We start from the raw sequence: 22,587 nt of genomic DNA on the forward strand, positions 1-22,587 counted from the left end.
AACAGTAACCGGGGAGCTCAGGATGATCCTGGGCTCCCCTTTAGGAATGGAGGAACTAACAATGATGCAATACTTAGCAATGGATACCAACGATATTCGAACCAACCTTGCAACTGAACAGTACTTGATGAACAGTGATCGGATGACCCCTCCGTTTATGCTGTTTTATATTGAGGACCCGTGTATTATTGTAGGCCGCAATCAAAATACCCTTGAAGAAATTAATAAGCAATATTGTGAGGAACATAATATTACCGTAACCCGGCGATTATCTGGTGGGGGAGCCATGTATCAAGATCGCGGGAATATGTGTTTCAGTTTTATTGTTCCCGCCAATGATGCGCAGTTTGGTGATTTTAAGAAGCTGGTTCAACCGGTCGTTGATGCGCTTCACCGGATGGGCGTAACGGGCGCAACTGTTACGGGGCGGAATGATATTGTGGTTGATGGTAAGAAGTTTTCTGGTAATGCGATGTATACCCGGGACGGCCGGACGTTTTGTCACGGAACGTTAATGTATGATGTTGATACATCAGCGGTAGCCGACGCCCTTCATGTACCGGAGGATAAAATTAAATCCAAGGGAATTAAGTCGGTTCGTAGTCGGGTAACGAACATTAAACCATATCTGAAGCCGGAGTACCAGAACCTCACAATGGAGCAGTTCCGTGATGAGTTAATTAAGCAAATTTGGGGCGTGGATACGTTAGCGGAAGCGCAAAAAAATGAATATCACCTTACGGATGAAGACCGCAAGGCAATTCAAAAGATTGGTGATGACTTGTATTATAACTGGGATTGGGTTTACGGGAAATCACCTGAGTTTACGGATAAAAAACGGCGCCATTTTACCGGAGGAACGATTGATGCGCGGTTCTTTGTAAAGGCGGGCCAAATTAAGGACGTAAAGATATACGGGGACTTCTTTGGGACGGCGGAAGTAACTGAAATTGAAGATGCACTTCGTAATCAGCCGTACACAATGGAGGCGATGCGGACCGTCCTGGGTAAATTTGATCTCACCAAGTATTTTGTGGGGATTGACCCCCAAGAAATTGTCCGGCTATTGGTTGGCTAATGGGGGCGAAGCAAACAGACGGGTGGCAGGTTGCTTGGCAGAAAACAAGCAGTGATTTTACTGCGTTACCATTTCAAAGTGACCAACTCGTTCAGGTGATTAAGGTAACCCCGCAATTAACGGGAATGGCGTTTAGCTTGGAGTTGAGTAACCGGTTTGGTTCGCAGGCGGTTGTTTTTAATCACGTGTGGGTTGCGCGGGATGCACGGTTTCAACATGAGTGCATTGCCGTTACCCAATGTGGAAACCAGCAAATTGTTCTTCCCCCGCACACGGTTAGTTGGTTGGACGACATGACTTATCCGGTCACGGCCGGTGAACCAATATACGTTCAGCTGGTTGCAACCCGAGCGCAAACGTACGTTGATTATAATTTCACGATTTTGCCTGGCTTAGTGAATGCCGCAATAGCGCGAAGGAGGGTGATCCCATCGCTCTCATCCCGAACAGGACGAAAAAACTGGTATTGTCTTACGGGACTGGCGGTTAAGGGGGCTTTCCGGGCAACAACCGTGATGGGGGTTGGCGATTCTGTGATTGAAGTGGGGACAATTACGGATGCATTAATTACCCACTACATGCATCGTCCAGTCGTGGTGACTAACGCTGCGACTGCGGGACGGCAGTTACTTGCTGACGCTCTTCCTCTTGGGAAAGTGCCCCGAACATTCGGAGAGAGCCTATTGCATCAGCTTCGCCGGTTAACCGCTTGGCCACCGGTAATGTGGTGTTCAATTGGAGCGAATGACCTAATGCTACAGGCGATTGCTGGAAATCAAGTGCCAACTAGCCAAGCGTTAATTGCGGGATTAAAGCGGATTCAAATACTCGCCCAACAGCACGCCACGTGGCTAATAATGAGCACACTACCACCGTTTGTAATTGACCGACGGCGGGTCTCACTGGCCGAGCAACGGCAGTTATGGCACATTCAGTCCCGGGTTAATGAATGGTTACGTAACCAGCCGCATACCGTGGATGTTTTTACGCTTCTTGCTGATCCGCAGACGGGGCGGTTACGCCGGGAATATGATCTAGGCGATCGTTTGCATCCAAATAAGGAAGCAGGCGAACGGGTGGCAGCTGCAGTGCAGTTTGTTCTTGACCAATACCTTTCATGATGAAAAATTAGTTGTTTTGTAGCAAATAAAGGGGTAAACTACGGGAAAGAATTAGTGAACGGAGAAAGAGAATGCCAGAAATTAAACGTGACATGCAACAATCAATTGGTGGAATGGCCGCCCTCGCAACCGTTGCGGGAACGGTTATTGGTGCCGGGGTCTTTTTTAAGGCTGGCGCTGTGACGGCAGCTACGCACTCCCCCCTCTTAGCCCTCGGGGTTTGGCTCTTGGCGGGAATTATTACTGTCTGCGCGGGGTTAACCTGTGCTGAGTTGGCTGCTGCATTCCCGGAAACGGGCGGTCTGATGAAGTATATTGAGCATGCGTATGGTCGTTTCTGGGGATTTTTAGCGGGCTGGGCCCAATCATTCATCTATTTTCCGGCAAACATTGCGGCGATAGCTATTGTTTTTAGCACCCAACTTGATAATTTAATGGGATGGTCGTCACGGTGGATTGTTCCCGGGGCGATAGTAACTGCAGTGATTGTTCTGGCGATTAACTTGGTTAGCGTGAGGGCCGGTGGGATTGTTCAAACGGTCACGTTAATTGTTAAATTAGTCCCCCTGGCATTAATCGTAGTGGTTGGTTTGACACACGGGCGGGATTTATCCTTTGCCCAGCTTGGGACGCCGGCCCACGCCGGTCATCATTCATTGGCCACTGCGTTGGCGAACGGTTTATTAGCGACAATGTTTGCCTATGATGGATGGATCAACGTCGGCAACATCGCCGGTGAGATGAAGCGGCCGGGGCGGGATCTCCCGCGGGCGATTGGTTGGGGATTAACCCTCGTTACGGCAGTGTATGTTATGGTTAATTTGGTTTTTCTGCTGGTTCTTCCATTTAGTCTAGTAACGGGGAACCTGAATGTTGCGGCCTTGACAGCGGAACGATTATTTGGCTCTTTGGGTGGTCGAATTGTGACGGTAGGTATTCTGATTTCGGTGTATGGTGCGTTGAATGGGTATGTTATGACGGGGATGCGGGTTCCCTATGTTTTAGGTCAGGAACGGCGGTTGCCTGGAAGCAGTTGGTTTGCCCGGCTTAACCGTGGAGGAGTGCCGTGGTTTGCTGGAGTGATTCAGCTGGTGATTGCTGCGCTGCTTGCCCTATCTGGCTCATTTAACGCGGTGACAAATATGTTGATATTTGTCATTTGGATCTTTTATCTGTTAGCGTTTTGTAGCGTAATTAGGTTACGCCGGACCCAACCAACGTTGGCTCGACCATACCGTGTTCCCGGATACCCGATGATTCCATTGGTTGCGATTGCAGGGGGCTGTTTCATTCTTGGGATGACGCTCTTTACTCAAACACAGATAACGGTATTGGGGATTTTAGCAACGTCTGTTGGAATTCCAGTTTATTGGTGGTCCCGGCGAGTAAAGCAGTGAGTATCAAAGGGGGAAAAATGATGGATGTTCGGGCTGATTTGCAGCGGGTGCTGGACGATTATTTTAACAACGAGAAGTTTACCCTTCAGGCAGGCTCCTTATTTGTCGTGGGATGTAGTACGAGTATGATTCGTGGTGAGTGGATGGGAACCGATTCCGCGTTGGCGGTTGGGGTAACCGTTTACGAAACGGTAATGGCGTACTTGCGTCCCCGTCACATTGACTTGGCTATTCAGGGATGTGAGCACATTAACCGGGCATTACTAATGGAGCGAGACGCAGCGGTGCGGCATGGTTTTGAAATTGTTTCGGTGTGTCCGACGATGCATGCCGGTGGGGGGACCCAGGTCGCTGCTTACGAGCGAATGAATGATCCGGTTGAGGTGGAGCACATCATTGCGGATGGTGGCATTGACATTGGCGGAACGGCGATTGGGATGCACATCCGGTTTGTTCAGGTGCCAGTTCGCTTGTCTCATCACACGGTCGGTGCAGCAACGGTTACTGGATTATACTCCCGCCCAAAGTTGATCGGTGGTCAGCGGGCACGGTATACTTTTACCGCTCAGAATAAGGTTGATACTTGGAAATAGGTATTAATTATGATGATTATGTTGTTATTGTTCATGTGCTCATGTACAATAACAACATAATTTAGTTGGAGGATAAATAATTGGCAAATGAATTACCGGGTGCACCCGTCCGGGCATATATCGGGTGTTGTTGGTTTAACGAACAGCAGCAGGCCCACATGAAAGCGGGACTCGCTGCGATTGAGGCAAATCCAACCGTTTCACGAGAGTTATCGCATTATCCGCTTGACTTTGCGTATAACGGGATTGACGTTACTAAGCATCCCGAAGCAATGAAGGAGGTTGAGTGGCAAGCGCGAACTTATACCGCTGACATTGAGGGAATTATGGGGGCTGATTTGGGCATTATGCTGTTTACCCCTCAGTGTCCGGACGATGGGATGGCATTTGAGATGGGGTACCTGCGGGCATGCCATAAGCAAACCGTATTGGTTATCCCGGATGAGGACCAGAAGACAACGTTAAACCTGATGATTGCTTACGGGGTGAGCCGGATTATCCCATTATCTGAACTGGCAACGTTTGATTTTCGGCACGTGGTAAGTGGAACGTACCACGGAACGGTAATTTAATCCTTAAAAAAGAAGGCGGGACACAGGGTCCCCCTTCTTTTTTATATAGAACAACTGGGCGAAGGGGATGATTGAAAGCTTTAGCATTGGTCTTTTGTATTCGTTATCCCCGTCTTTGATGTTGGTATCTTTTTATTATTTCACAAGGAGTAATGGCGTGGCTTATTCAGTCGGGGTCATTAATTGCTTGGCCTGTTTGCTTGAAAGCGGCATGAATGCCACGCCGACTGTTTCGCAGTCAAGGTTAAGGGCGTAGTTAGTGTCAAGCTCGGCTACAAGCGGGCATAGGCGATTAAGCTGTTCGGATTCAAACCGGTTGAACGAAAATGTCCGGTGCACTTTCATCGTTGTCTCCAGATTGCGGTCAAAAGTTACGGTAATCGAACGGCTGGTTGTTCGGTCGGTCAGCCGCCACTGTTTACTATGATCAACGCGTGCTTCGGTCTGTTCAATGAGAATGTCGTTCATTTAAAAAATCCCCCTATTAAGTAGTGAACGCTTATACCATAAAACGGTTTCAGATCATCGTCAAGTGTTTTTTGGAAAATAATAATTAAATCAGAATAAATCATTATTAAAAGTGCATTTGTCACGCGGATATAATGATAATTGTATAAAATAAGGTAACTAATCCTTATTAATCCTTAATTGTAAGGATATTTATTTTATTGATTATAGTCTTTATTTCATTTTTGAGTCGCTGTAAAATGATTATGAGAACGATTACATTAATTGGAGGGTTCCGTATGAAAATTAGTACGTACAAGTTTGACACCTATAATGGTGAAGACGTTATGAAAATTACGGCAGTTAACGATAACGGAGTGGCGATTTCGTGCCTTACATTGGGGGCAACCTGGCATAGTTTTACCGTTCCAACGGTTGGTGGGGGGACCCAGAACCTATTATTGAGTTACGATAATGTTACCGACTACCTTAATGGCCTGTGTACTTGTCAATCAATTGGACGAGTTGCTGGCCGGATTGCCCATGCCCGGTGTACGATCAATGGTCAAGAGGTAACCCTCCCGGCTAATGAAAATGGAAATACACTCCATGGCGGGGGACATGGATTTAATACCCTTAATTGGAACTACACGACAACTACCCGGAAGAACGAAGTCAGTATAATTTTTCAGCGGACGATTAGCAGCGAAATGGACGGATTTCCGGGAAACATGTTAGCAACGATTATCTTTACGTTGAATAATAATAATCAAGTAACGATTGCGTACAGTGCCCTGAACGGGAAGGTTGATACGCTCTTTAACCCAACATGTCACGTGTACTTTAACTTGAGTGATCATCAGGATCTTGAAACGCATGAGTTGCAAATTAATAGCTCGAGTTACCTTGATTTAGATGAACATAACTTACCAACTGGTCGCGTTCGGGAAGTAGCCGGAACGCCCCGTGATTTCCGGGCGCCAACAAACATTAAAGAGGCAATCACCAAAACGCCAAATCAAGAAGGGTTCGATGATGCGTTTGTTGTGAATGAGCCGGGAAAGGGGAGTCAACCGGTTGCTGTCCTTCGGGATACAGAAAGTGGGCGGCAAATTACGATTGATTCTGACCGGAATGCTCTGATTATGTACACGATGGGTGGATCACAAGAAGGCAACCGGTACCCCCGGGACAATGGTAAGCCAGCGGTTCCAGGGGAAGGAGTTGCCTTGGAAGCCCAGACGTTACCGGATGCCATTAACCAGGAAAACTTTGGTGATATTGTGCTTCCGCGAGGAGCTAAGAAGACATACCGGATTAAGTTTAGTTACAAAGAGGCGTAATGGTTGGTTTAAGGTAACAGGATAAGGCCAGGAGGGTGCGGTACAAGGCGCAGCCTCCTTGTTATTTATATTGCACTCGTTTCTTTATTTTGGCGTACCGCTAGCATTTAATGGAATCACGGCAGACATTTAGCCCGATAAATTGTAGAATAGGGGTAAAACGTTGATGAAAGGAAACGGCTATGTGGGAGAAGTTTGTCCGAAACGTCCGGTTGCGACGGTTTGTCGTCTTGATGGCATTGATTGCTGGACTATTTATGGCGCATAAATTAATTAATGTTATTTTATTAACGTTCATCTTTACGTACATGATTTCACGGTTAATTGGCTTTGTTCAGCGGTATGCTCGAATTTCAGATAAGATTATCGTGGTGACCCTGTACGGGGGAATCATTGCCGGGTTATACTTCGCCGTTACAGTTTATCTGCCCAAAGTTATCCGACAGGTTGAACACCTTGTTCGGCATCTAATCCACTTTTATAAAAATCCCCCAACGGACGAAACGGTGCAGCTAATCCATATGATCAATCATTATTTGGGGAATGCAAGCATCCTTCATCAAATTCAGGGGAGCTTTGGGATTATCATGAAATACCTTGAAGGAATTGGAACGTTTGGTTTCATGTTTGTGATGGCACTCTTGTTAAGCTTCTTCTTTTCGATTGAGCGGGATGAGCTTGCGGTCTTTGCAAAGAGTTTTTTGCATGGTGGATACTACTCGTGGATTTTCCGGGATATATATTATTTTGGAGCAAAGTTTGTTAATACGTTTGGGGTAGTTTTGGAGGCTCAACTGATGATTGCAGTCTGCAATACGATGATTACGACGATTTGTTTGGGAATCATGCGGATGCCCCAGCTGCTAAGCCTGTCCCTAATGATTTTTATCCTGAGTATGATTCCGGTTGCGGGAGTCATTATTTCTGCGTTTCCATTGTGTTTGATCGGTTTTTCGGTTGGCGGGATTAACTACGTCTTCTACATTATCATTATGCTGATTTGTGTGCACGCCTTGGAGTCGTATGTATTAAACCCACACTTAATGGCCAGCAAGACCGAATTACCAATTTTCTTTACGTTTATGGTATTGTTTGTTGCGGAACACCTCTTTGGTATTTGGGGGTTGATTGTCGGGATCCCCGTCTTTACGTTTATTCTCGACATTCTTGAAGTTAAGCCAATTAGTAAAAAGCACGAGGCGTATAAACGACGGCGCGCCCGGCGGCAGAATGGTCATGAAGGTTAGGTGAGTAAAATGAAAGCAAAGGATTTTGTTGAACGGTTTGCAGTTGAACGCAAAAATACGCATGCCGTTAAATGGGACGGAATGGTAGAAAAGTTTGGTAATAATGATTTACTACCAATGTGGGTTGCTGATACTGAATTTAAGGTTCCACCTGCAGCCACGACCGCCCTTGAGCAACGAATTCAGCACGGGGCGTATGGTTATTCCATCCCGAGTGATGGCTACTTTGAGGCATATGCTAACTGGCAACGGAAACGGTACGGAACGGAATTGCACTCGGAATGGTTTCGTTTCGGGGGAAGCGTAGTGGAATCCATTAGTACCCTTGTCCAAACGCTCACGATGCCGGGTGATGCCGTAATGGTGATGGAACCGGTCTACTATCCGCTCATGAACGTGGTTGAAAAGAATAACCGGCAACTGGTAGTAAGTGAGCTTCAGCGAAACGGGATGCACTACACGATGGACCCGATTGCGATGCAGCATGAAATGAACATTCGAAACGTTAAGTTGCTTTTACTATGCAGTCCGCACAACCCCGTTGGTCGGGTTTGGCGTGAAGAAGAGCTTACGCAGCTCCTTGATATTTGCCGGATGCAGAACGTTATTGTGGTGGCCGATGAAATTCACCATGATTTACTGGTAGAAGCGGATAAGTTTACGTCTGTTTTAAGCGTTCAGGATGGTTTTTACCGGGACAACGTTGTCATGCTAGACTCGCCGTCTAAAACGTTTAACATGGCGGCTTTGCAGAACAGCCACGTGGTTATTCCGAACCCGCAACTTCGGGAGCGGTACGATGCTTACGTTGATCAGCTCCACGCAAGTAAGGGAAGTCTTCTTGGCCAGGTCGCAGCTCAGGCAGCGTACGAAGACGGCGCCGATTGGCTGGACGGACTATTAAATACGATTCGGGAAAACTACGCTACTGTGAAGGATGAACTTGCGGATTACCGGGTAAGGGTTGGCGAACTTGAAGGGACGTACCTTCTATGGATTGATATGCGCCCAACAGTGGATCCCGTAAATCTTGAGCGCTTTATGATTCGGCAAGCACAGATTGCCGTTGATTTTGGAAAATGGTTTGGCGTAGGCGGTGACGGCTTCATCCGGATGAATTTGGCGACTACGCCGGCAAATGTTAAGCGGGCCATGAAGCAGTTGACGGCCGCATTAGATACTTACGAAGAATGATTGACTGATTGACTTGCAAGAATGTTTTTTTTCAGTGTAAAATGAAACCGTAATTTCATTAAGAAAGAGGTCATTATTAATGGCAAAGTTAGTCTTTATTCGTCACGGGCAGAGTGAATGGAACTTAAAGAACCTGTTCACCGGCTGGACGGATGTTCAGTTAAGTGATAAGGGTGTTGAAGAGGCCAAGGAAGCCGGCCGGAAGATTAAAAAGGCGGGTATTGAATTTGATCAGGCCTACACATCAGTTCTGACGCGGGCCATCAAGACGTTACATTACGCCCTGGAAGAATCAAACCAGCTCTGGGTTCCAGAAATGAAGTCATGGCGCCTAAACGAACGTCATTACGGCGACCTGCAAGGTCAGAATAAGGCAGAGGCTGCTGAAAAGTTTGGTGCTGAACAGGTTCACATTTGGCGGCGGTCATACGATGTTCTGCCACCGCTTTTGGACGAAAATGATGAACGGTCGGCGGCACAGGATCGGCGGTACGCTAACCTTGATCCGCACATCATTCCTGGTGGGGAAAACTTAAAGGTTACCCTTGAGCGGGTTATGCCATTCTGGGAAGATCACATTGCTCCGGATCTGATTGCCGGCAAGAACGTGATTGTTGCTGCTCACGGGAACTCCCTTCGGGCTTTAACAAAGTACATCGAAGGAATTTCTGACGAAGACATCATTAACCTGGAAATTGCTACGGGTCAGCCGATTGTTTACGAAATGGACAAGAAGCTGAACATTGTTTCTAAGGAAAAGCTTTAATTATTAGGTGATTAAGAAACGGGAAGTCGGCATGTAAGCCGGCTTCTTTTTTATGGTACGATATGGATGATCAATCATGATGGGGGAGAAGTACGGTGCGGTTTTTGCATACGGCTGATTGGCATATTGGAAAACAACTTCATGGCTATTCACTTGCCGCGGAACAGGCGGATGCCTTTAATCAAATTGAACAGCTTGCGCTTTACCACCACGTTGATGCAGTAGTCGTTGCGGGTGATATTTATGACCGTGGCATTGCGAGTGAAAAAAGCGTGCAACTTGGCAACCAAATGTTTGCGCGGTTAAACCGGGAAGATCACCTGCCACTATTAGTGATAAGTGGGAACCATGATTCGGCCCCTCGCCTTGCTACGGGGGCACCATGGTACGCCGATCAGGGGTTTGTTTTACGCACGACGCTTGATGAGTGCCTGACGCCCGTTACTTTAGGGGACACCCAGTTCTTTTTACTGCCGTTCTTTGGCCTGCAGGCCGCCCGCAACTTTTTAGACCAACCGGTGAGAACCATGGACGAAGCGGTTGGTCAGCTAGTGATGCGGATGCAGGATAACTTTAACTCAGCCATGCGCCACGTATTAGTTGCCCATCTTTTTGCAGGGGGGAGTATGCGCACTGAATCAGAAACTCCCTTAGAAGTTGGCGGCTTAGGCCCGGTTAGCCTGTCGCGATTGGAGTGTTTTGATTACGTAGCGCTCGGCCACTTACACACACACACTGCTCTGCAACATTCCCGGATTAAATATAGCGGGACACCATTAAAGTTTTCGGTAAGTGAGGTTCACGACCAAAAGGGGTGCTGGTTGGTGGACACTACCGCAGGGACGCAGGAATTTCTCCCGCTGACTCCGTTGCACGACGTGATAGTGTTACGGGATAAATTTACTACGTTGGTTGGGCCGGCGCACCCGCACCTTGATCCAAATACGTTTGTGGCAGTACAGCTGACAGATAAGGGAATTATTCCGGATGCAATGAATCAGCTCCGGCAGTTTTATCCCCGAATTATTGAAATGACCAGGGTAAACGGAGTGACGTCAGCATCCCGAGAAATTAAAGGAGTTAAACGGATGGCGCCCCTGGACGTTTTGACCGCCTATTATGAGGACGTCGCTGGCGAACCGTTAAGTACTCTTCAGCAGGAAATTGCGACAGAAATTCTTGGTAAGGTGGAGGCGATGCACGATGCGCCCTGAGCGGCTTGTCCTTGATAATTTTGGCCCGTACTCTCACGAGAAAATTGACTTTACGGCGTTTAGTGGGCAGGAACTCTTTTTAATTACCGGAAAGACGGGGAGCGGGAAAACGACCCTCTTCGATGCACTTGTGTATGCGTTGTATGGGGAACTCCCGGGAGAACGTACGCCCAAGCAAATGATGGCGGCGTTTGCCCCGGATGGTCCGATGAAGGTTCGGTTCACCTTTAGTGAAAAGGGGACGCAGTACAATATTTCCCGGGAAATTCACCGTACGAAATCGGGGAACTGGAGTGGTAAACAGTTACTTTGTTACCACGATCAAAACGGGGTCAAGCAAACCCTAGAAAAAATTACCACGATTAAACAGTTTATTCAGGAGTTACTGCACCTCACTGCGGTCCAGTTTACCCAGATTGTGTTGCTTCCACAGGGAGAGTTTCGGCGTTTTTTACTTGCCTCGAGCGATGAAAAGGGTCAGATCCTGCAGTCGTTGTTTCAAACGGAGATGTACGCCCAGTGGAGTACGGCAATCAACGACCAGTACCGGCAGGAGCGGCTTGCTAACCAGCAGCTGCAAGAAGAACGGGAACGGTTATTTGCAGGTGTTTCGTGGCCAAAAGAAGCCCCTGTTACTGGTGAAGCGGAGGCGCACCTGGAAGCTCTCGTTGCTGCGGGTGACAAAGAGGTCGCGACTCTTCAGCAAGAGTATAAGCAAGCTAATGCTCAAGCGACAAAACTGGCAGAACAGCTCGGGCAGGAGCGGGAGTTGGTTCACCGGTTTGACCGGTTAGCTAAACTGCACCAACAAGTTATAACGGATGATACCCTACGACCAGCGGTTCGCCGGTGGCAAGAACAACTTCAAGGATGGGAATGGTTGCTTAGCAAACAGCCGGCGGTCACTCAGTTGAATGCCCTTATTACGCAAGGAATCGATGCTGGTGAACGGATTCAGCATTTAACGACGGAGCGAGCAGCCATTAAGCGCCAGGTGGAAGAAACTATGGCCCAGGCGAAAAAACTAACCGCCCGGCAGGATGAAATGACCACGCGGGCGACCCGGCTTGCCCAGCGAACGCCCCAGCTCGCTTTATACGACCAGGCTGCCCAAGCTGACCGGGAATGGCAAGCGGCTAAGCAGGTGCAGGTTCAGGCTGAAGAGCAATTGGCTGAGCAGGAGACGTACCTGAAACAGTTGACGGTAAATCAGCAGGAAATTAATAAACAACTCCAATCACTGGGGAACCCCGCAGCCCGGCTGGCAACGGCCGAACGAGATTATGCGGAAGCCCAACATTTGAGCAACCAGGTTACAGATGCGCACCAACAGGAAAATGACATTGCAACAATGCAGCGCCAAATTGAGCAGTTAACGGCGCAGGTTAGCGCCCAGCAGGAGGTTGTCCAGGCGACCCAGCAAGCGGCTAAGCAAGCCCACGACCAGTTTATTAGCAATCAAATCGCGGCACTTGCCCGGCAACTCAGCCCAGGAGCGCCATGTCCGGTGTGCGGGGGAACAACGCACCCGCACCCGGCGACGAATGCGGCCCCAGTGGTTACGCAGGATGAAGCTGATCAACTACAAGAGCAGGCCCAGCAGGCCGCTCAACAGCTCCGGGGTCTTCAAGAGCAACTGGCTGCCCAACAACAGCAGGTGAATGAAGCCCGGGCAAAGGTTGCTTCCCGGTGGACGACGCTTCAACAAGCGGTTGGCCAGCAGACACCGGCAGCGGTTGTTGAGGAGGTTAAGGCTAAGATAATTGCGACCCAAGCCGCAAAGGAGCAAGCACACCGTGATCAGGAGAAGGGTCAGCAGCTCGAGCAACGTCAGGCGGTTCTTGTTGAGCAGGTTGGAATGGCCCAGCGCGCCGTTGATAACCAGCGCCAGGCGGTTACGGACGCGCACCAGCGGGTTAGTGCGGCTGAGGTGAAGGCGACAACGACGCGGCAGGCTCTTCCCCAACAATACCCGACGAAGCAGGACTTACAGCAGTTCTTAGCGGAAGAAGAGCGGGCGGTGCAAGAGTACCGCCAGGCCGTTTCGGATAACCAGGAGTGCCAAAAGACGCTTGCCCAGCACCAGGCTCAGGTTGTGGCGGACTTTCAGGCGGCGGTGCGGGAACAACAACGGTTAGATCAGCGGCGGCAGGAGCAAATGGAACAACTTCAGTGGGAAGCAGCTCAGGTTGTGCCGACGCTTAGCATGGCGGAGTTGTTAGCACTGCGTGTCGATGCTTCCCGGGTAGCTCAGGTTAAGCAGCGGCTCGCAGCGGTGGTTGAAACACACCGGACCACCCGTGCAAAACTACAAGAGTTACAAGAGCAATTAGCTAACCAGAAACAGCCGGATCTTGCAACAACCCAGTGCCGGTTTGAGGACGAACAAGCCCGGGCAGGACAAATTAATCACGCCCTAAACGATGCGGTTTTCCAGGTACAACAGTTGAAGGAGACTTTGCATCAGGTGAAGGCCATTGATAAGAAAATGACTGCTGGGGCAGCCCACTTGGGTGAACTAGAAAAACTAGCCCAGGTCATGGCAGGGACGTCTGATAATTCCCGGGTTAGTCTGGAAAAGTACGTGCAGCGGCACCTCTTTCAGACCGTTCTTACGAATGCTAATCAACGGTTGGCAGTTCTTTCACGCGGTCGGTACCAGTTAACGCTTGCTGAAGCGGAAGGATCGTACCGCAAAAATAGCGGGCTGGAACTGAACGTCTACGATGACCATTTGGGACGGGAAAGGAGTGTCCGAACCCTTTCAGGCGGGGAAAGCTTTATCACTGCATTAGCCTTAGCTCTTGGATTGGGGGAAACCGTCCAGGAGCAAAGCGGTGGGGTTACGATGGAAACGTTGTTTATTGATGAAGGGTTTGGTTCTCTTGACCAAGACGCCCTAGCAACGGCAATTGCGACCCTCTGCCAGATAGAAGGGCAACACCGAATGATTGGAATTATCAGCCACGTAACCGAACTGCGGGCAACGATTCCAGCCCAGTTACGGGTGGTAAGTCAGGCCGGAAGGAGCCGCGTTGAAGTGCAGCAACCATTTTAGGAGGTAAACCAGATGCAGTACCAAACGCACCTAGTAACAACCGCGGCGCTCGGGGTGCCGCTAATGGCAGTTAATCATCAGTTAACCATCATTAATTTAGGGGCCTTAGCGGTAGGTGCTCTGCTGCCTGATATTGACCAGCCCACCTCGCACCTTGGCCGGCGGCACCGGATGGTGAGTAAGGTAGCACACGGTGCGTTTGGTCACCGGGGGATGACTCACTCAATCGTTGCGTTGGTCGGGGTTTATTTGATTGCTGCCCTTCTTCAACGGCACTACTTAACAGCGGCTGCAGGGGTGTTGCCGTTCTGGCTGGCTTTTGGCTACCTGGCACATTTGGTAGAGGATGCTGGTTCAAAGGATGGGGTTCCGTGGTTATGGCCGTTTGGTAAACGAGGTATGCGTCTTTTTGGCGGGGGGATTTACTATTCGACGGGTAAAATCAGCGAGTATCTGATTCTAGGATTTATGGGGTGCTTGTTATTGATCGAATTTCGGTTGATGTGGTTGGGGACCTTGTCTCACCTGATTCCTGGAGGATGGCTAGTAACAGTCGGTCATTGGATTCGGGAATGTCAGAGTTTTTTGCCCCGGTGAGGGCGGTTTTCAGTATAATGTAAAGTAGAAAAGAAAAAGCGGGGAGTGAAGAAAAATGATGCATGATCAAAAAGTGATGACGCGTGCCGCCCGGATTCTTAAAGAACATGAAATTAAGAGTACCCCCCAGCGGCAGGCAATTTTAAGTTGTTTGTTAACTTCCACGGCGCACCCAACAATTGATATGATTTATGATTACGTTAAGAAAAACGGGCTCGGAGTTAGTTTAGCAACGGTATACAATACCCTGGAACTGTTGTTGAAGACAGGAATTGTAATTGAAGTTGAAAATGATAATAACGGTCATGTGCGGTATGATTACTACGGTAAGCCGCATTACCACGTTATTTGTACGCGGTGTAATCGGATTGTTGATGTTTTTGACGATTCCTTCCGGCAGTTTGAGAGTGCAGCCCGGCAGGCAACTGGCTTTGCGGTTGAGAGCAGTCAATATGAGGTATATGGCTTGTGCCCAGACTGTCAGCAAGCGTTAGGGGCAAATCATTAGTGGATACGCAAACTACGCAATCCCTTGCAGCATACACCGCTGCAATAGCGCAGGCTCGGATTACTGCTCGGATGGTGCGGCCAGCGTGTCAGCAAATTGATCAGGTTCAAGCGGCACTCTGTGCAGTGGCAAAAAAGCAGTTACCGCAGCAGCTTCCCAGGCTGGGGTTTAGTGATGAACTGATTTGGCAACACCTTGATGACTGCCCTAAGCTAAGCATGGTAGGTGATTTACTGGCTGATTTCAGGCAGGTAATGGTAACCTCCTTTGGGTTGTGGCATCTTTTTACGGCACAGTGGGTACATGATTTGGATGAATACCTTGGTCCGGGTAATCGGTTAGAATTGATGGCGGGCAATGCCGCACTTTCCCGGTATTTACCGCGAACGGTGGCAACAGATAATCTTGACTGGCACGGACAGGATAATGAGCATCCCGCGCCGTGGACAGTGGTTGAACCGCTTGATGCGGTAGCTGCCGTGGACCGATATGCGCCAGAAGTCAACGCAATTATTATGGCATGGGCGCCGGACCAAGTTACGGGTGATGTGGCGGTAATTCAGCGATTAGCGACCCTGGGCTGGCACGGCCGGTTAATTGTGGTTGGTGAAAAAAACGGGGCAACTAACAGTTCTCAATTTTGGCACCGGGTTCCCGTGCGGTTGGTTTATGCGCTTAACCGGCACCACCATCCAGTTGATGTTATTCGTGACCGTGTTTATCAAGTTAGTTATTTTAGCAATCGTTAATCGTTGGGAGTACAGGTTGATATGTTATAATCACGTTGTGAAGGCAAAAAAGCATTATTTGGAGGTTTTTTTGTGGAAAAAAGGGAACCACGGTGGCTTGAAGTTCTGAAGGTCTCGTTGCCATTATGCTTGAGCTACATTGCGATCGGGTTGGCTTGCGGAATCTTGTTAAATAAAGCAGGGTTTATGCCGCTCCTAGCATTGTTAGTGTCGTTGACGGTTTTTTCAGGCGGGGCGCAGTTCTTAATTGCTTCAATGGTGTTAGCGCATTCGCCGCTGCACACAATTTTAATCATGCTGTTTTTCCTAGAATTACGGTATGCCTTACTGGGTTCAAGTTTGTCACAGTATATTCGCGGAAAGAGTAAGCGGTTTGTATGGGCCTTTGCGATTTCCATGAACGATGAAAACTACGCGGTTAATTACTTGAAGTTCATAACTGATAAGAAGTGGACCCCAAGTGATGCGCTAATGGTTGAGCATTATTCGCTTCTGTTTTGGTCGGTTTCTAACTTGGTTGGGTGCATTATTGGCGGGGTCATCCACATTAACCTGACAATCGTTGATTTTGCGTTAACATCACTGTTCATATACATGATTGTGATGCAAATGCGGAGCCGGCTGACGATTGTTATCAGTATGTTCTCAGGAGTGATTGCTGCTATTGCGATGGTTGCTCTTAAGAGTACGATGGGATTAGTTGTTGCAACGATCATTGCTTCGCTAACCGGTTTCTTTATTGAGGACCGGTTACGGAAGGCCGGGAAAGCAAAGGGCTTCTGGTTAAAGCATATTATTAGTCCTAGAAGTGATCAAGAAGAGGTTGCCAAGGAAGAGTAAGTGAGAGGAGCGCGTGATGACATCAACGGATCACCTGATTTTAATTTTATTGGCAGCGGGCGTGACGTTTTGTCCCCGCTTTTTCCCGCTTCGGATTTTTACCCAGCACCATATCCCCCAGTGGTTTAATGAATGGATGAAGTATGTGCCGGTGTCGTTGTTTACAGCGCTGGTAGTAAAGGATTTGTTTTTAAACTCAAGTTATGCTTTTGTGGGACTCCATAGTGGGGCAAAGTTAGTTGCTGCCTTGTTGGTCATTCTTGTGGCGTACCGTAGCCGCTCCATGGGGTTATCGGTTATCTGCGGCTTAATCGCGGTAGCATTATTAACATGGGCGTTTGGGATGGCGTAGGTTGTTAGTTAAAAAGGATTTCAAATATCTTAAAGAATTTCCGGTGGTGAGGGTGAGTATAACCAGCGGAGATTTTTATTTCGTTTAAGAGTGGTAAATGTACCAGGATGAATTTGAAAAGCGGTATAATAAATGGGAAATATCGAGTAAGGGGAGGATAATGATGCAAGTTATTACACAAACACTAACAACGCCGCTTACCAAAACGGCGAAATTGACGGGTTATGTTTTGGACAATACTCCAGAAATTGATGAGAATCGGGTCCGGCCAGCCGTTGTGATTTGTCCGGGGGGCGGTTATGCTTTTGTTTCGCAGCGAGAAGGACAGGCCGTTGCAAATCAAATGAACGCGATTGGCTTACAGGCGTTCGTTCTTGATTATAGCTGCACCCCAACGCATTTTCCGGCATCATTGGCTGAACTAGCGACGGCCGTAAAGGTGATCCGGGAGCATGCAAATGAATGGCACGTTGACCCGCATAAGATTATTGCAATGGGCTTTTCAGCTGGCGGTCACTTAGCTGGGTCCCTAGCAACAATGTGGAATCAACCGGTGCTTAAGGATCTTGGATTTGACCCGGAAGAAATTCGGCCAAACGCTTTAGCGTTGGGTTACCCGGTAATTACGAGCGGAGAGAAGGCGCATCGGGGATCATTTGATCACTTACTTGGTGAGAACCCGTCTGCTGAATTATTAGAGCAGGTTTCACTTGAAAAGCAGGTTTCGGCAGATACCCCGCAGACGTTCATGTGGCAGACGTATGAGGATCAGGCGGTGCCGGTTGATAACACTATTATGTTTGCACAGGCACTTCGGGATCACGGGGTTAACTGTGAGTATCATATGTTCCCGCACGGCTCACACGGGTTAGCGCTGGCTAGTGCAGAAACGGCAGCGAAGGACGACCAAATTGTTCCGGCAGTGCAACAGTGGGTTGGTCTGTTTAAGACGTGGGTGACAACTAACGTGATGTAATTAAGGGTTAATTCAATACAAAAAACAACGGGGCTATGATTTAGTCATAGCCCCGTTGTTTTTTGTTCATCGTTTCTGGAAGTAACAAAGGAATATAAATTATCTTAATGATTCACGGTTCACTATTATTTAAAATATTTGGATGTCCCAATAAACTTGGTGTAGCAGAGCAATGATACTTCCCATAATCCGCCAGCAAGGAGGGCGCTTCCGATTGTATCGGTAGCGAAATGGTCACGCAGGTAAATCCGGGTAAAGGCAATAAAGATCACCCAGCAGATTAGTGCAATTCGCAGTATTTGCCGGCGTTCCTGGTTTTTCATGTGGGGTAAGATAAACGTTAAAACAACTAGCACAAGCAGCATGGTAGTAAAAACATGACCGCTGGGGAAGCTGAAACCATCTGCTGGAGCCAATTTATCTAGGGGACGTGGTCGGGCAACAACATGTTTCATGATAAAGGCTATGCCCATGCATATAACGGTTGTTCCAAAAGCCCACATCCCATCAATGTGGTCGTACTTGAAAAAGATCCACGCACTTGCCCCAATAGTGAGGAGAAGGGCGAGTGGGGGACATCCCAGGTATGTAACGAGGTGGATAAGGCCGGTTAAAGCAGGGAAGGTAATGGGTTGCAATAGTCGCTGGATAGCGTAATCGAACCCATACACCAGGCCGTTTCCGGTCTTAACTAAAAATGCTAGAATTAAGAATAAAATGATGAGGACCAGCGCGCGCATTGAGCGGCGGGAATCATCCTGAATGTTAATCATGAGAATCCTCCTTGTGTATGTCGGATAGTAATTCACCGCTAATTCTATCAAGCTTCCATGGAGGGTGCAAACGACTATTAGTCGGCGGGGGGAATGCGCGTGAAATTTTCGTGGCAAAAAGGAATAACGCAAGGAATAACGGTCCGGCGGTTTTTACGTGACCGGGGGTTAAGCCACCGAATACTAAGTAGGATTAACCACCATGAAGGTCAGGTCCGCGTTAACGGCCGGAAGGTACGGCTGCAAGCGGTGGTTGATGAACCGGCGACGGTGACGGTAATGCTTCCCCCCGAGTACCCTGATGAAAACGTTCCTCCGAGCAAGGGGCCATTGTCAATTATTGCTAGCGATGATAATTGGATGGTAATCAATAAGCCTGCGGGGTTAACGAGTGTACCCGGCCCACATGATCGGGTAGATACGCTGGTAAACCGAATTAAAGGATACCTAATGCAGCAGGATGCGCGGGACCTTGTTCCCCACGTCATCACCCGACTTGATCGGTTTACGAGTGGTGTAACGCTGGTTGCCCGTCATCGAGTGGCGCAGGGATTAATAAACCCGCAGGTTGAACAGCATACGTTACGAAAGGAATATTTAGCGGTGGTTCAGGGGATTCTGCCGAACGACCATGGCTTTTTTGATGGCCCCCTTGAGCGGCAACCCGGGACGAGCCGACAACGGGTGAGTGCAACTGGTAAGCCGGCGCGGACAGAATACTGGGTGATAACCCGGTTTTCGGCCGCAACGCAGGTTCGTGTGCGGCTCCATACCGGCCGAACCCACCAGATCCGGGCGCACTTTGCAACGGCGGGTTATCCACTTTTAGGCGATGAGTTATACGGGGGTTCTACCGCTTTAATTGGGCGGCAGGCCCTGCACGCTTATACTCTAGGTTTTACCGACCCGTTTACTGGTCAAGCCGTTACCTATCGTGCTCCCGTCCCGGTGGATTTTCAGGACCTGGTTACTATTTTGCAGTAAAAGTTATTTTTGGGATACCCAAAAAAGCGTTTCCCTGAAAGATAAAGATTGCTATAATGGAAGCGGTAATTGAAGCGGAGTACTGGGGGATCAAGCATGACGCCGAAGAAACAGGACTATTTGAAAATTATCTTTGAGTTGGGTGGAACCAAAAAAGAAATTACAAATAAACAGATTGCGGTGGGGTTAAACGTTGTTGCGGGCTCTGTAACTGAAATGGTAAACAAACTTGCCGCAGAGGGATTGGTGCACTATGTTCCGTACGCGGGAGTGCGGCTAACAAAGACGGGCGAACGCCTTGCGGCTGCACTAATTCGGCGGCACCGGTTATGGGAGACGTTTTTAGTAGATAAACTACATTATAAGTTGGAAGATATTCACGCCGATGCGGAAGTCCTCGAACATGATATGAGTGAAAACTTAATGAATCACCTTGATGAATATCTCGGTCATCCAACGCGGTGCCCGCACGGGGGCGTAATTCCTGACAAGGATGGCCGCTATGTTGAGGAGAGTCACCAAACGCTGGTGAGTGTCCCGGATGGGATGAGCGTAACGGTGGAGCGGTTTACGGATAACCATGAACTCCTAACGTACTTAGACGGCAGTGGCCTTGACATCGGCGATCAACTAACTGTTGAACAGCATACACCGTTTGAAGGCCCCGTTGTAGTTCGGTTAGATAATGGCAAACAATTTGATGTTGGTTACAAAGCAGCAAATTATATTTTTGTCCGGGAGTAATCGTGGACGAAGAAAACGGGTGATGGGCAAGCAGCGTGAATCGCAAGGGAAAGATTCGGCGGTTAGTACTTCTATTTGGCCCGGTTGCCTTGGCACCGAATTAACGAAAATAGTAATGAGGGTGTGACATTCATCACACCCTCATTTTTTATTATGGTAACTAATCGTTGCTGTTTAGCTCTTCTGCAACGGGGATTCCCGTTGCAGTTCGGTGGCGCTGCCGGTAACCAGCTAGGGAGTAGAAGCTCCAGCCAACGATGCCGAAGAAGACTGGGCCAAAGACCGTCCAGAAGGCGGTATAAAGGTCGTGTTGAAGGAGTGGTTGGATAACCGTAAAGACGATCCCCATGAAAACGGTAGTCCAGCTAATAAACGAAACTGTTGTGGTCAATGCCCGGTTGGTGTAGATCTCAAATGGCCGTTCTAAGTCATGCCGTTTCTTAAAGAACGGGAAGGCCGCAATCAAGAAGAGATACGGCACGGAGGTTGTGACGTTGTTCATATCCTGCAGAACAGTGTAGAATGCCTGCGCGGATTTACCCCCAAAGGAAACCCCGAGGATAATCAGCACAACCATAATGGTTTGGAGCCACATGGCAGTTGCTGGCATTCCGTGTTCATTGAGCTTGGTGAGTTTAGTTGGCCATAACCGTTGCGGGGTTCCAATAATCATTGTCTTTAACGGGGAGTAGATGAGGATGAAGATGGCCCCAAAAATTGAAAAGATTTCTTCAATCCCGATAATCCGGTCGGCCCATAATCCCCATATTTTTGCGGTGGCAACGGATGTGTGGAGAAGAGTGTGCGCAATTGAATATCCAAGGTTACTCATTAATACCAGGGTAATGTTCCCTAGGTCAACGTTGCTGCCACTTAAAACCCGGTGCCAGTTAGCGGTAACCCCCCAAGCAAGGACACCGATGCAGTAGATTACAATCATGCCGATAGCGGCAATGATAATCCCCCGTGGGAAATTTTTGTCTGGGTCCTTTACCTTATCGATGGTGCTGCCCATCGTTTCCATTCCGCCATACGCAAAGACCGCGTAAACAAAGAACGACATTAGTGCGATGGGTGAGCCGAATGCGGGATTCGGGGATCTTACCATACTCTGGGTGGTTAATGGTTGAGCGAGGTGACCATGAACGACTACCAGGTAGATAGCACTGACAATAAGAAAGAAGATGGCTACTCCAATAATAAACGTTCCACAGAAACTGGCGATTTTTTCAATCTTATCAAACCCGCGGGTTGATACGAACGTCGCGAAGACGAGGAGGGTAATTCCGATTAACCCAAGTGTTTGGTTGGACGTTAATCCGAAGAGGTGCCATGACTGGGTAGTATCCCTTCCAAAAATAGCCCCCGAGATTGAAACTGAAATCGTTGAGAAGTTTGTCACCAGCCAGATAACCCATGCTGCGTACCAGATAAAAGTTCCGATGAACGCGGGCTTTTCGCCGATGCTAGCTTGGAGCCACGAGTAGATTCCTCCTTGGCTGTCTTGGAGGGCGGAACCATATTCCGCGAACATAAGTGAACTAGGGATGAAGAAGAATAGTGCCCCTAAAACGTACCAGAGCATTGCACCGTATCCCATTTGGTAGAAGCCGACGGTCGTATTACCAAGCCCATAAATGGCGGCAAAGATCATTAAGACCAGGCTCCACATTGACATTTTGCGTTGACTGTTTTCCATCAGTAACCGCTCCTTAATTAATTGGATTAAATAATTAATAAAGGTTGGCTAACACTACTGGTGAAGAAAACCCCTCCGGGCACCACATGCACCAGGAGGGGTTTATCCGTTCCGTGTGAATAGCGCTCCGCATTACTGCGACAGTCCGTAGCTTATTCAACTACGTCCCAGCACTCAGCTCATCCCAAGAACTGATGCTTCGGCAACCGCTCCTTTCGCTTTTCATCATCGGCGTGGGCAAGCCTCCGAAAAGGTACTCTTATTGGTCGCGACCTCTATTACCTTATTTACCAACTTTATACTACGTTCATTCGTGATCGTCAAGGAAAGGCGAA

Annotated in this window: 22 protein-coding genes and 1 riboswitch; of the genes, 19 read left to right on the forward strand and 3 right to left on the reverse strand. The window is 48.5% G+C overall.

Going from position 1 to position 22,587, the window contains the following annotated elements:
* The first annotated feature begins 64 nt into the window (after window positions 1-64).
* The 5 genes from ACI3EZ_RS05705 (at window position 65) to ACI3EZ_RS05725 (ending at window position 4,761) form a co-directional block, all read left to right on the forward strand.
* Complete coding sequence (locus ACI3EZ_RS05705) at window positions 65-1,078, forward strand: lipoate--protein ligase (RefSeq protein ID WP_405024751.1); 1,014 nt, start codon at window positions 65-67, stop codon at window positions 1,076-1,078.
* Entirely contained in the window at window positions 1,078-2,199 is a 1,122-nt protein-coding gene (locus tag ACI3EZ_RS05710) for a hypothetical protein (RefSeq protein ID WP_405025802.1), read from the forward strand. Before ACI3EZ_RS05705 ends, ACI3EZ_RS05710 begins: the two co-directional genes overlap by 1 nt.
* Before the next feature lie 71 nt (window positions 2,200-2,270).
* Window positions 2,271-3,596: an APC family permease gene (locus tag ACI3EZ_RS05715; RefSeq protein ID WP_405025803.1), complete on the forward strand. Its 1,326-nt coding sequence runs from the start codon at window positions 2,271-2,273 to the stop codon at window positions 3,594-3,596.
* A gap of 17 nt (window positions 3,597-3,613) precedes the next feature.
* Window positions 3,614-4,189, forward strand: a complete 576-nt coding sequence (locus tag ACI3EZ_RS05720; protein WP_405024667.1) for a TIGR01440 family protein — start codon at window positions 3,614-3,616, stop codon at window positions 4,187-4,189.
* Window positions 4,190-4,269: 80 nt separating this feature from the next.
* On the forward strand, window positions 4,270-4,761 hold the full coding sequence (locus tag ACI3EZ_RS05725) for a nucleoside 2-deoxyribosyltransferase (protein WP_405024666.1): 492 nt from the start codon (window positions 4,270-4,272) through the stop codon (window positions 4,759-4,761).
* Window positions 4,762-4,923: 162 nt separating this feature from the next.
* Here ACI3EZ_RS05725 and ACI3EZ_RS05730 read toward each other — a convergent pair whose 3' ends face one another.
* On the reverse strand, window positions 4,924-5,229 hold the full coding sequence (locus ACI3EZ_RS05730) for a hypothetical protein (RefSeq protein ID WP_405024665.1): 306 nt from the start codon (window positions 5,227-5,229) through the stop codon (window positions 4,924-4,926).
* A 278-nt stretch (window positions 5,230-5,507) separates the two neighbouring features.
* On the opposite strand from ACI3EZ_RS05730, the gene ACI3EZ_RS05735 reads away from it, so the two are divergent.
* The 12 genes from ACI3EZ_RS05735 to ACI3EZ_RS05790 all read left to right on the forward strand — a co-directional run bounded on the left by ACI3EZ_RS05735 (window position 5,508) and on the right by ACI3EZ_RS05790 (window position 18,052).
* On the forward strand, window positions 5,508-6,551 hold the full coding sequence (locus ACI3EZ_RS05735; protein ID WP_405025804.1) for an aldose epimerase family protein: 1,044 nt from the start codon (window positions 5,508-5,510) through the stop codon (window positions 6,549-6,551).
* A 182-nt stretch (window positions 6,552-6,733) separates the two neighbouring features.
* Window positions 6,734-7,798, forward strand: coding sequence for an AI-2E family transporter (locus ACI3EZ_RS05740; RefSeq protein WP_405024663.1), 1,065 nt, complete (start codon window positions 6,734-6,736; stop codon window positions 7,796-7,798).
* A 9-nt stretch (window positions 7,799-7,807) separates the two neighbouring features.
* Window positions 7,808-8,992, forward strand: coding sequence for a MalY/PatB family protein (locus ACI3EZ_RS05745; RefSeq protein ID WP_405025805.1), 1,185 nt, complete (start codon window positions 7,808-7,810; stop codon window positions 8,990-8,992).
* Window positions 8,993-9,071: 79 nt separating this feature from the next.
* The gene (locus ACI3EZ_RS05750; RefSeq protein ID WP_405024661.1) at window positions 9,072-9,758 is read left to right on the forward strand and encodes a 2,3-diphosphoglycerate-dependent phosphoglycerate mutase; all 687 of its coding nucleotides are present in this window, start codon (window positions 9,072-9,074) and stop codon (window positions 9,756-9,758) included.
* Window positions 9,759-9,853: 95 nt separating this feature from the next.
* A complete protein-coding gene (locus tag ACI3EZ_RS05755) occupies window positions 9,854-10,972 on the forward strand; it encodes an exonuclease SbcCD subunit D (RefSeq protein ID WP_405024660.1) in 1,119 nt (372 codons plus the stop codon).
* A complete protein-coding gene (locus tag ACI3EZ_RS05760) occupies window positions 10,962-14,030 on the forward strand; it encodes an AAA family ATPase (protein ID WP_405024659.1) in 3,069 nt (1,022 codons plus the stop codon). The genes ACI3EZ_RS05755 and ACI3EZ_RS05760 overlap by 11 nt, the downstream gene beginning before the upstream one ends.
* A 12-nt stretch (window positions 14,031-14,042) precedes the next feature.
* Window positions 14,043-14,627: a metal-dependent hydrolase gene (locus ACI3EZ_RS05765; protein ID WP_405024658.1), complete on the forward strand. Its 585-nt coding sequence runs from the start codon at window positions 14,043-14,045 to the stop codon at window positions 14,625-14,627.
* A 58-nt stretch (window positions 14,628-14,685) separates the two neighbouring features.
* Window positions 14,686-15,135 (forward strand): Fur family transcriptional regulator, encoded by a 450-nt coding sequence (locus ACI3EZ_RS05770; RefSeq protein WP_405024750.1) that lies wholly within the window; start codon window positions 14,686-14,688, stop codon window positions 15,133-15,135.
* A complete protein-coding gene (locus ACI3EZ_RS05775; RefSeq protein WP_405024657.1) occupies window positions 15,135-15,884 on the forward strand; it encodes an SAM-dependent methyltransferase in 750 nt (249 codons plus the stop codon). The genes ACI3EZ_RS05770 and ACI3EZ_RS05775 overlap by 1 nt, the downstream gene beginning before the upstream one ends.
* A 72-nt stretch (window positions 15,885-15,956) precedes the next feature.
* Complete coding sequence (locus ACI3EZ_RS05780) at window positions 15,957-16,724, forward strand: AzlC family ABC transporter permease (protein ID WP_405025806.1); 768 nt, start codon at window positions 15,957-15,959, stop codon at window positions 16,722-16,724.
* Window positions 16,725-16,740: 16 nt separating this feature from the next.
* On the forward strand, window positions 16,741-17,076 hold the full coding sequence (locus ACI3EZ_RS05785) for an AzlD domain-containing protein (protein WP_405024655.1): 336 nt from the start codon (window positions 16,741-16,743) through the stop codon (window positions 17,074-17,076).
* A gap of 163 nt (window positions 17,077-17,239) precedes the next feature.
* Window positions 17,240-18,052, forward strand: a complete 813-nt coding sequence (locus ACI3EZ_RS05790; RefSeq protein WP_405024654.1) for an alpha/beta hydrolase — start codon at window positions 17,240-17,242, stop codon at window positions 18,050-18,052.
* 125 nt (window positions 18,053-18,177) lie between these two features.
* On the opposite strand, the gene ACI3EZ_RS05795 is transcribed toward ACI3EZ_RS05790, so the two are convergent.
* Complete coding sequence (locus ACI3EZ_RS05795) at window positions 18,178-18,825, reverse strand: phosphatase PAP2 family protein (protein WP_405024653.1); 648 nt, start codon at window positions 18,823-18,825, stop codon at window positions 18,178-18,180.
* Between the two features lie 99 nt (window positions 18,826-18,924).
* Between ACI3EZ_RS05795 and ACI3EZ_RS05800 the strand changes: the two genes are divergently transcribed.
* Both ACI3EZ_RS05800 and ACI3EZ_RS05805 read left to right on the forward strand, forming a co-directional pair.
* Window positions 18,925-19,809: an RluA family pseudouridine synthase gene (locus tag ACI3EZ_RS05800; protein WP_405025807.1), complete on the forward strand. Its 885-nt coding sequence runs from the start codon at window positions 18,925-18,927 to the stop codon at window positions 19,807-19,809.
* A 96-nt stretch (window positions 19,810-19,905) separates the two neighbouring features.
* Window positions 19,906-20,553, forward strand: a complete 648-nt coding sequence (locus tag ACI3EZ_RS05805) for a metal-dependent transcriptional regulator (protein ID WP_405024651.1) — start codon at window positions 19,906-19,908, stop codon at window positions 20,551-20,553.
* Between the two features lie 160 nt (window positions 20,554-20,713).
* On the opposite strand, the gene yjeM is transcribed toward ACI3EZ_RS05805, so the two are convergent.
* Entirely contained in the window at window positions 20,714-22,252 is a 1,539-nt protein-coding gene (yjeM, locus tag ACI3EZ_RS05810) for a glutamate/gamma-aminobutyrate family transporter YjeM (protein ID WP_405025808.1), read from the reverse strand.
* 112 nt (window positions 22,253-22,364) lie between these two features.
* A riboswitch (Lysine riboswitch) is annotated at window positions 22,365-22,538 on the reverse strand.
* Between the last annotated feature and the right edge of the window lie 49 nt (window positions 22,539-22,587).

The sequence above is a fragment of the Ligilactobacillus sp. LYQ60 genome (assembly GCF_045033015.1).
Lineage (GTDB): Bacteria > Bacillota > Bacilli > Lactobacillales > Lactobacillaceae > Ligilactobacillus.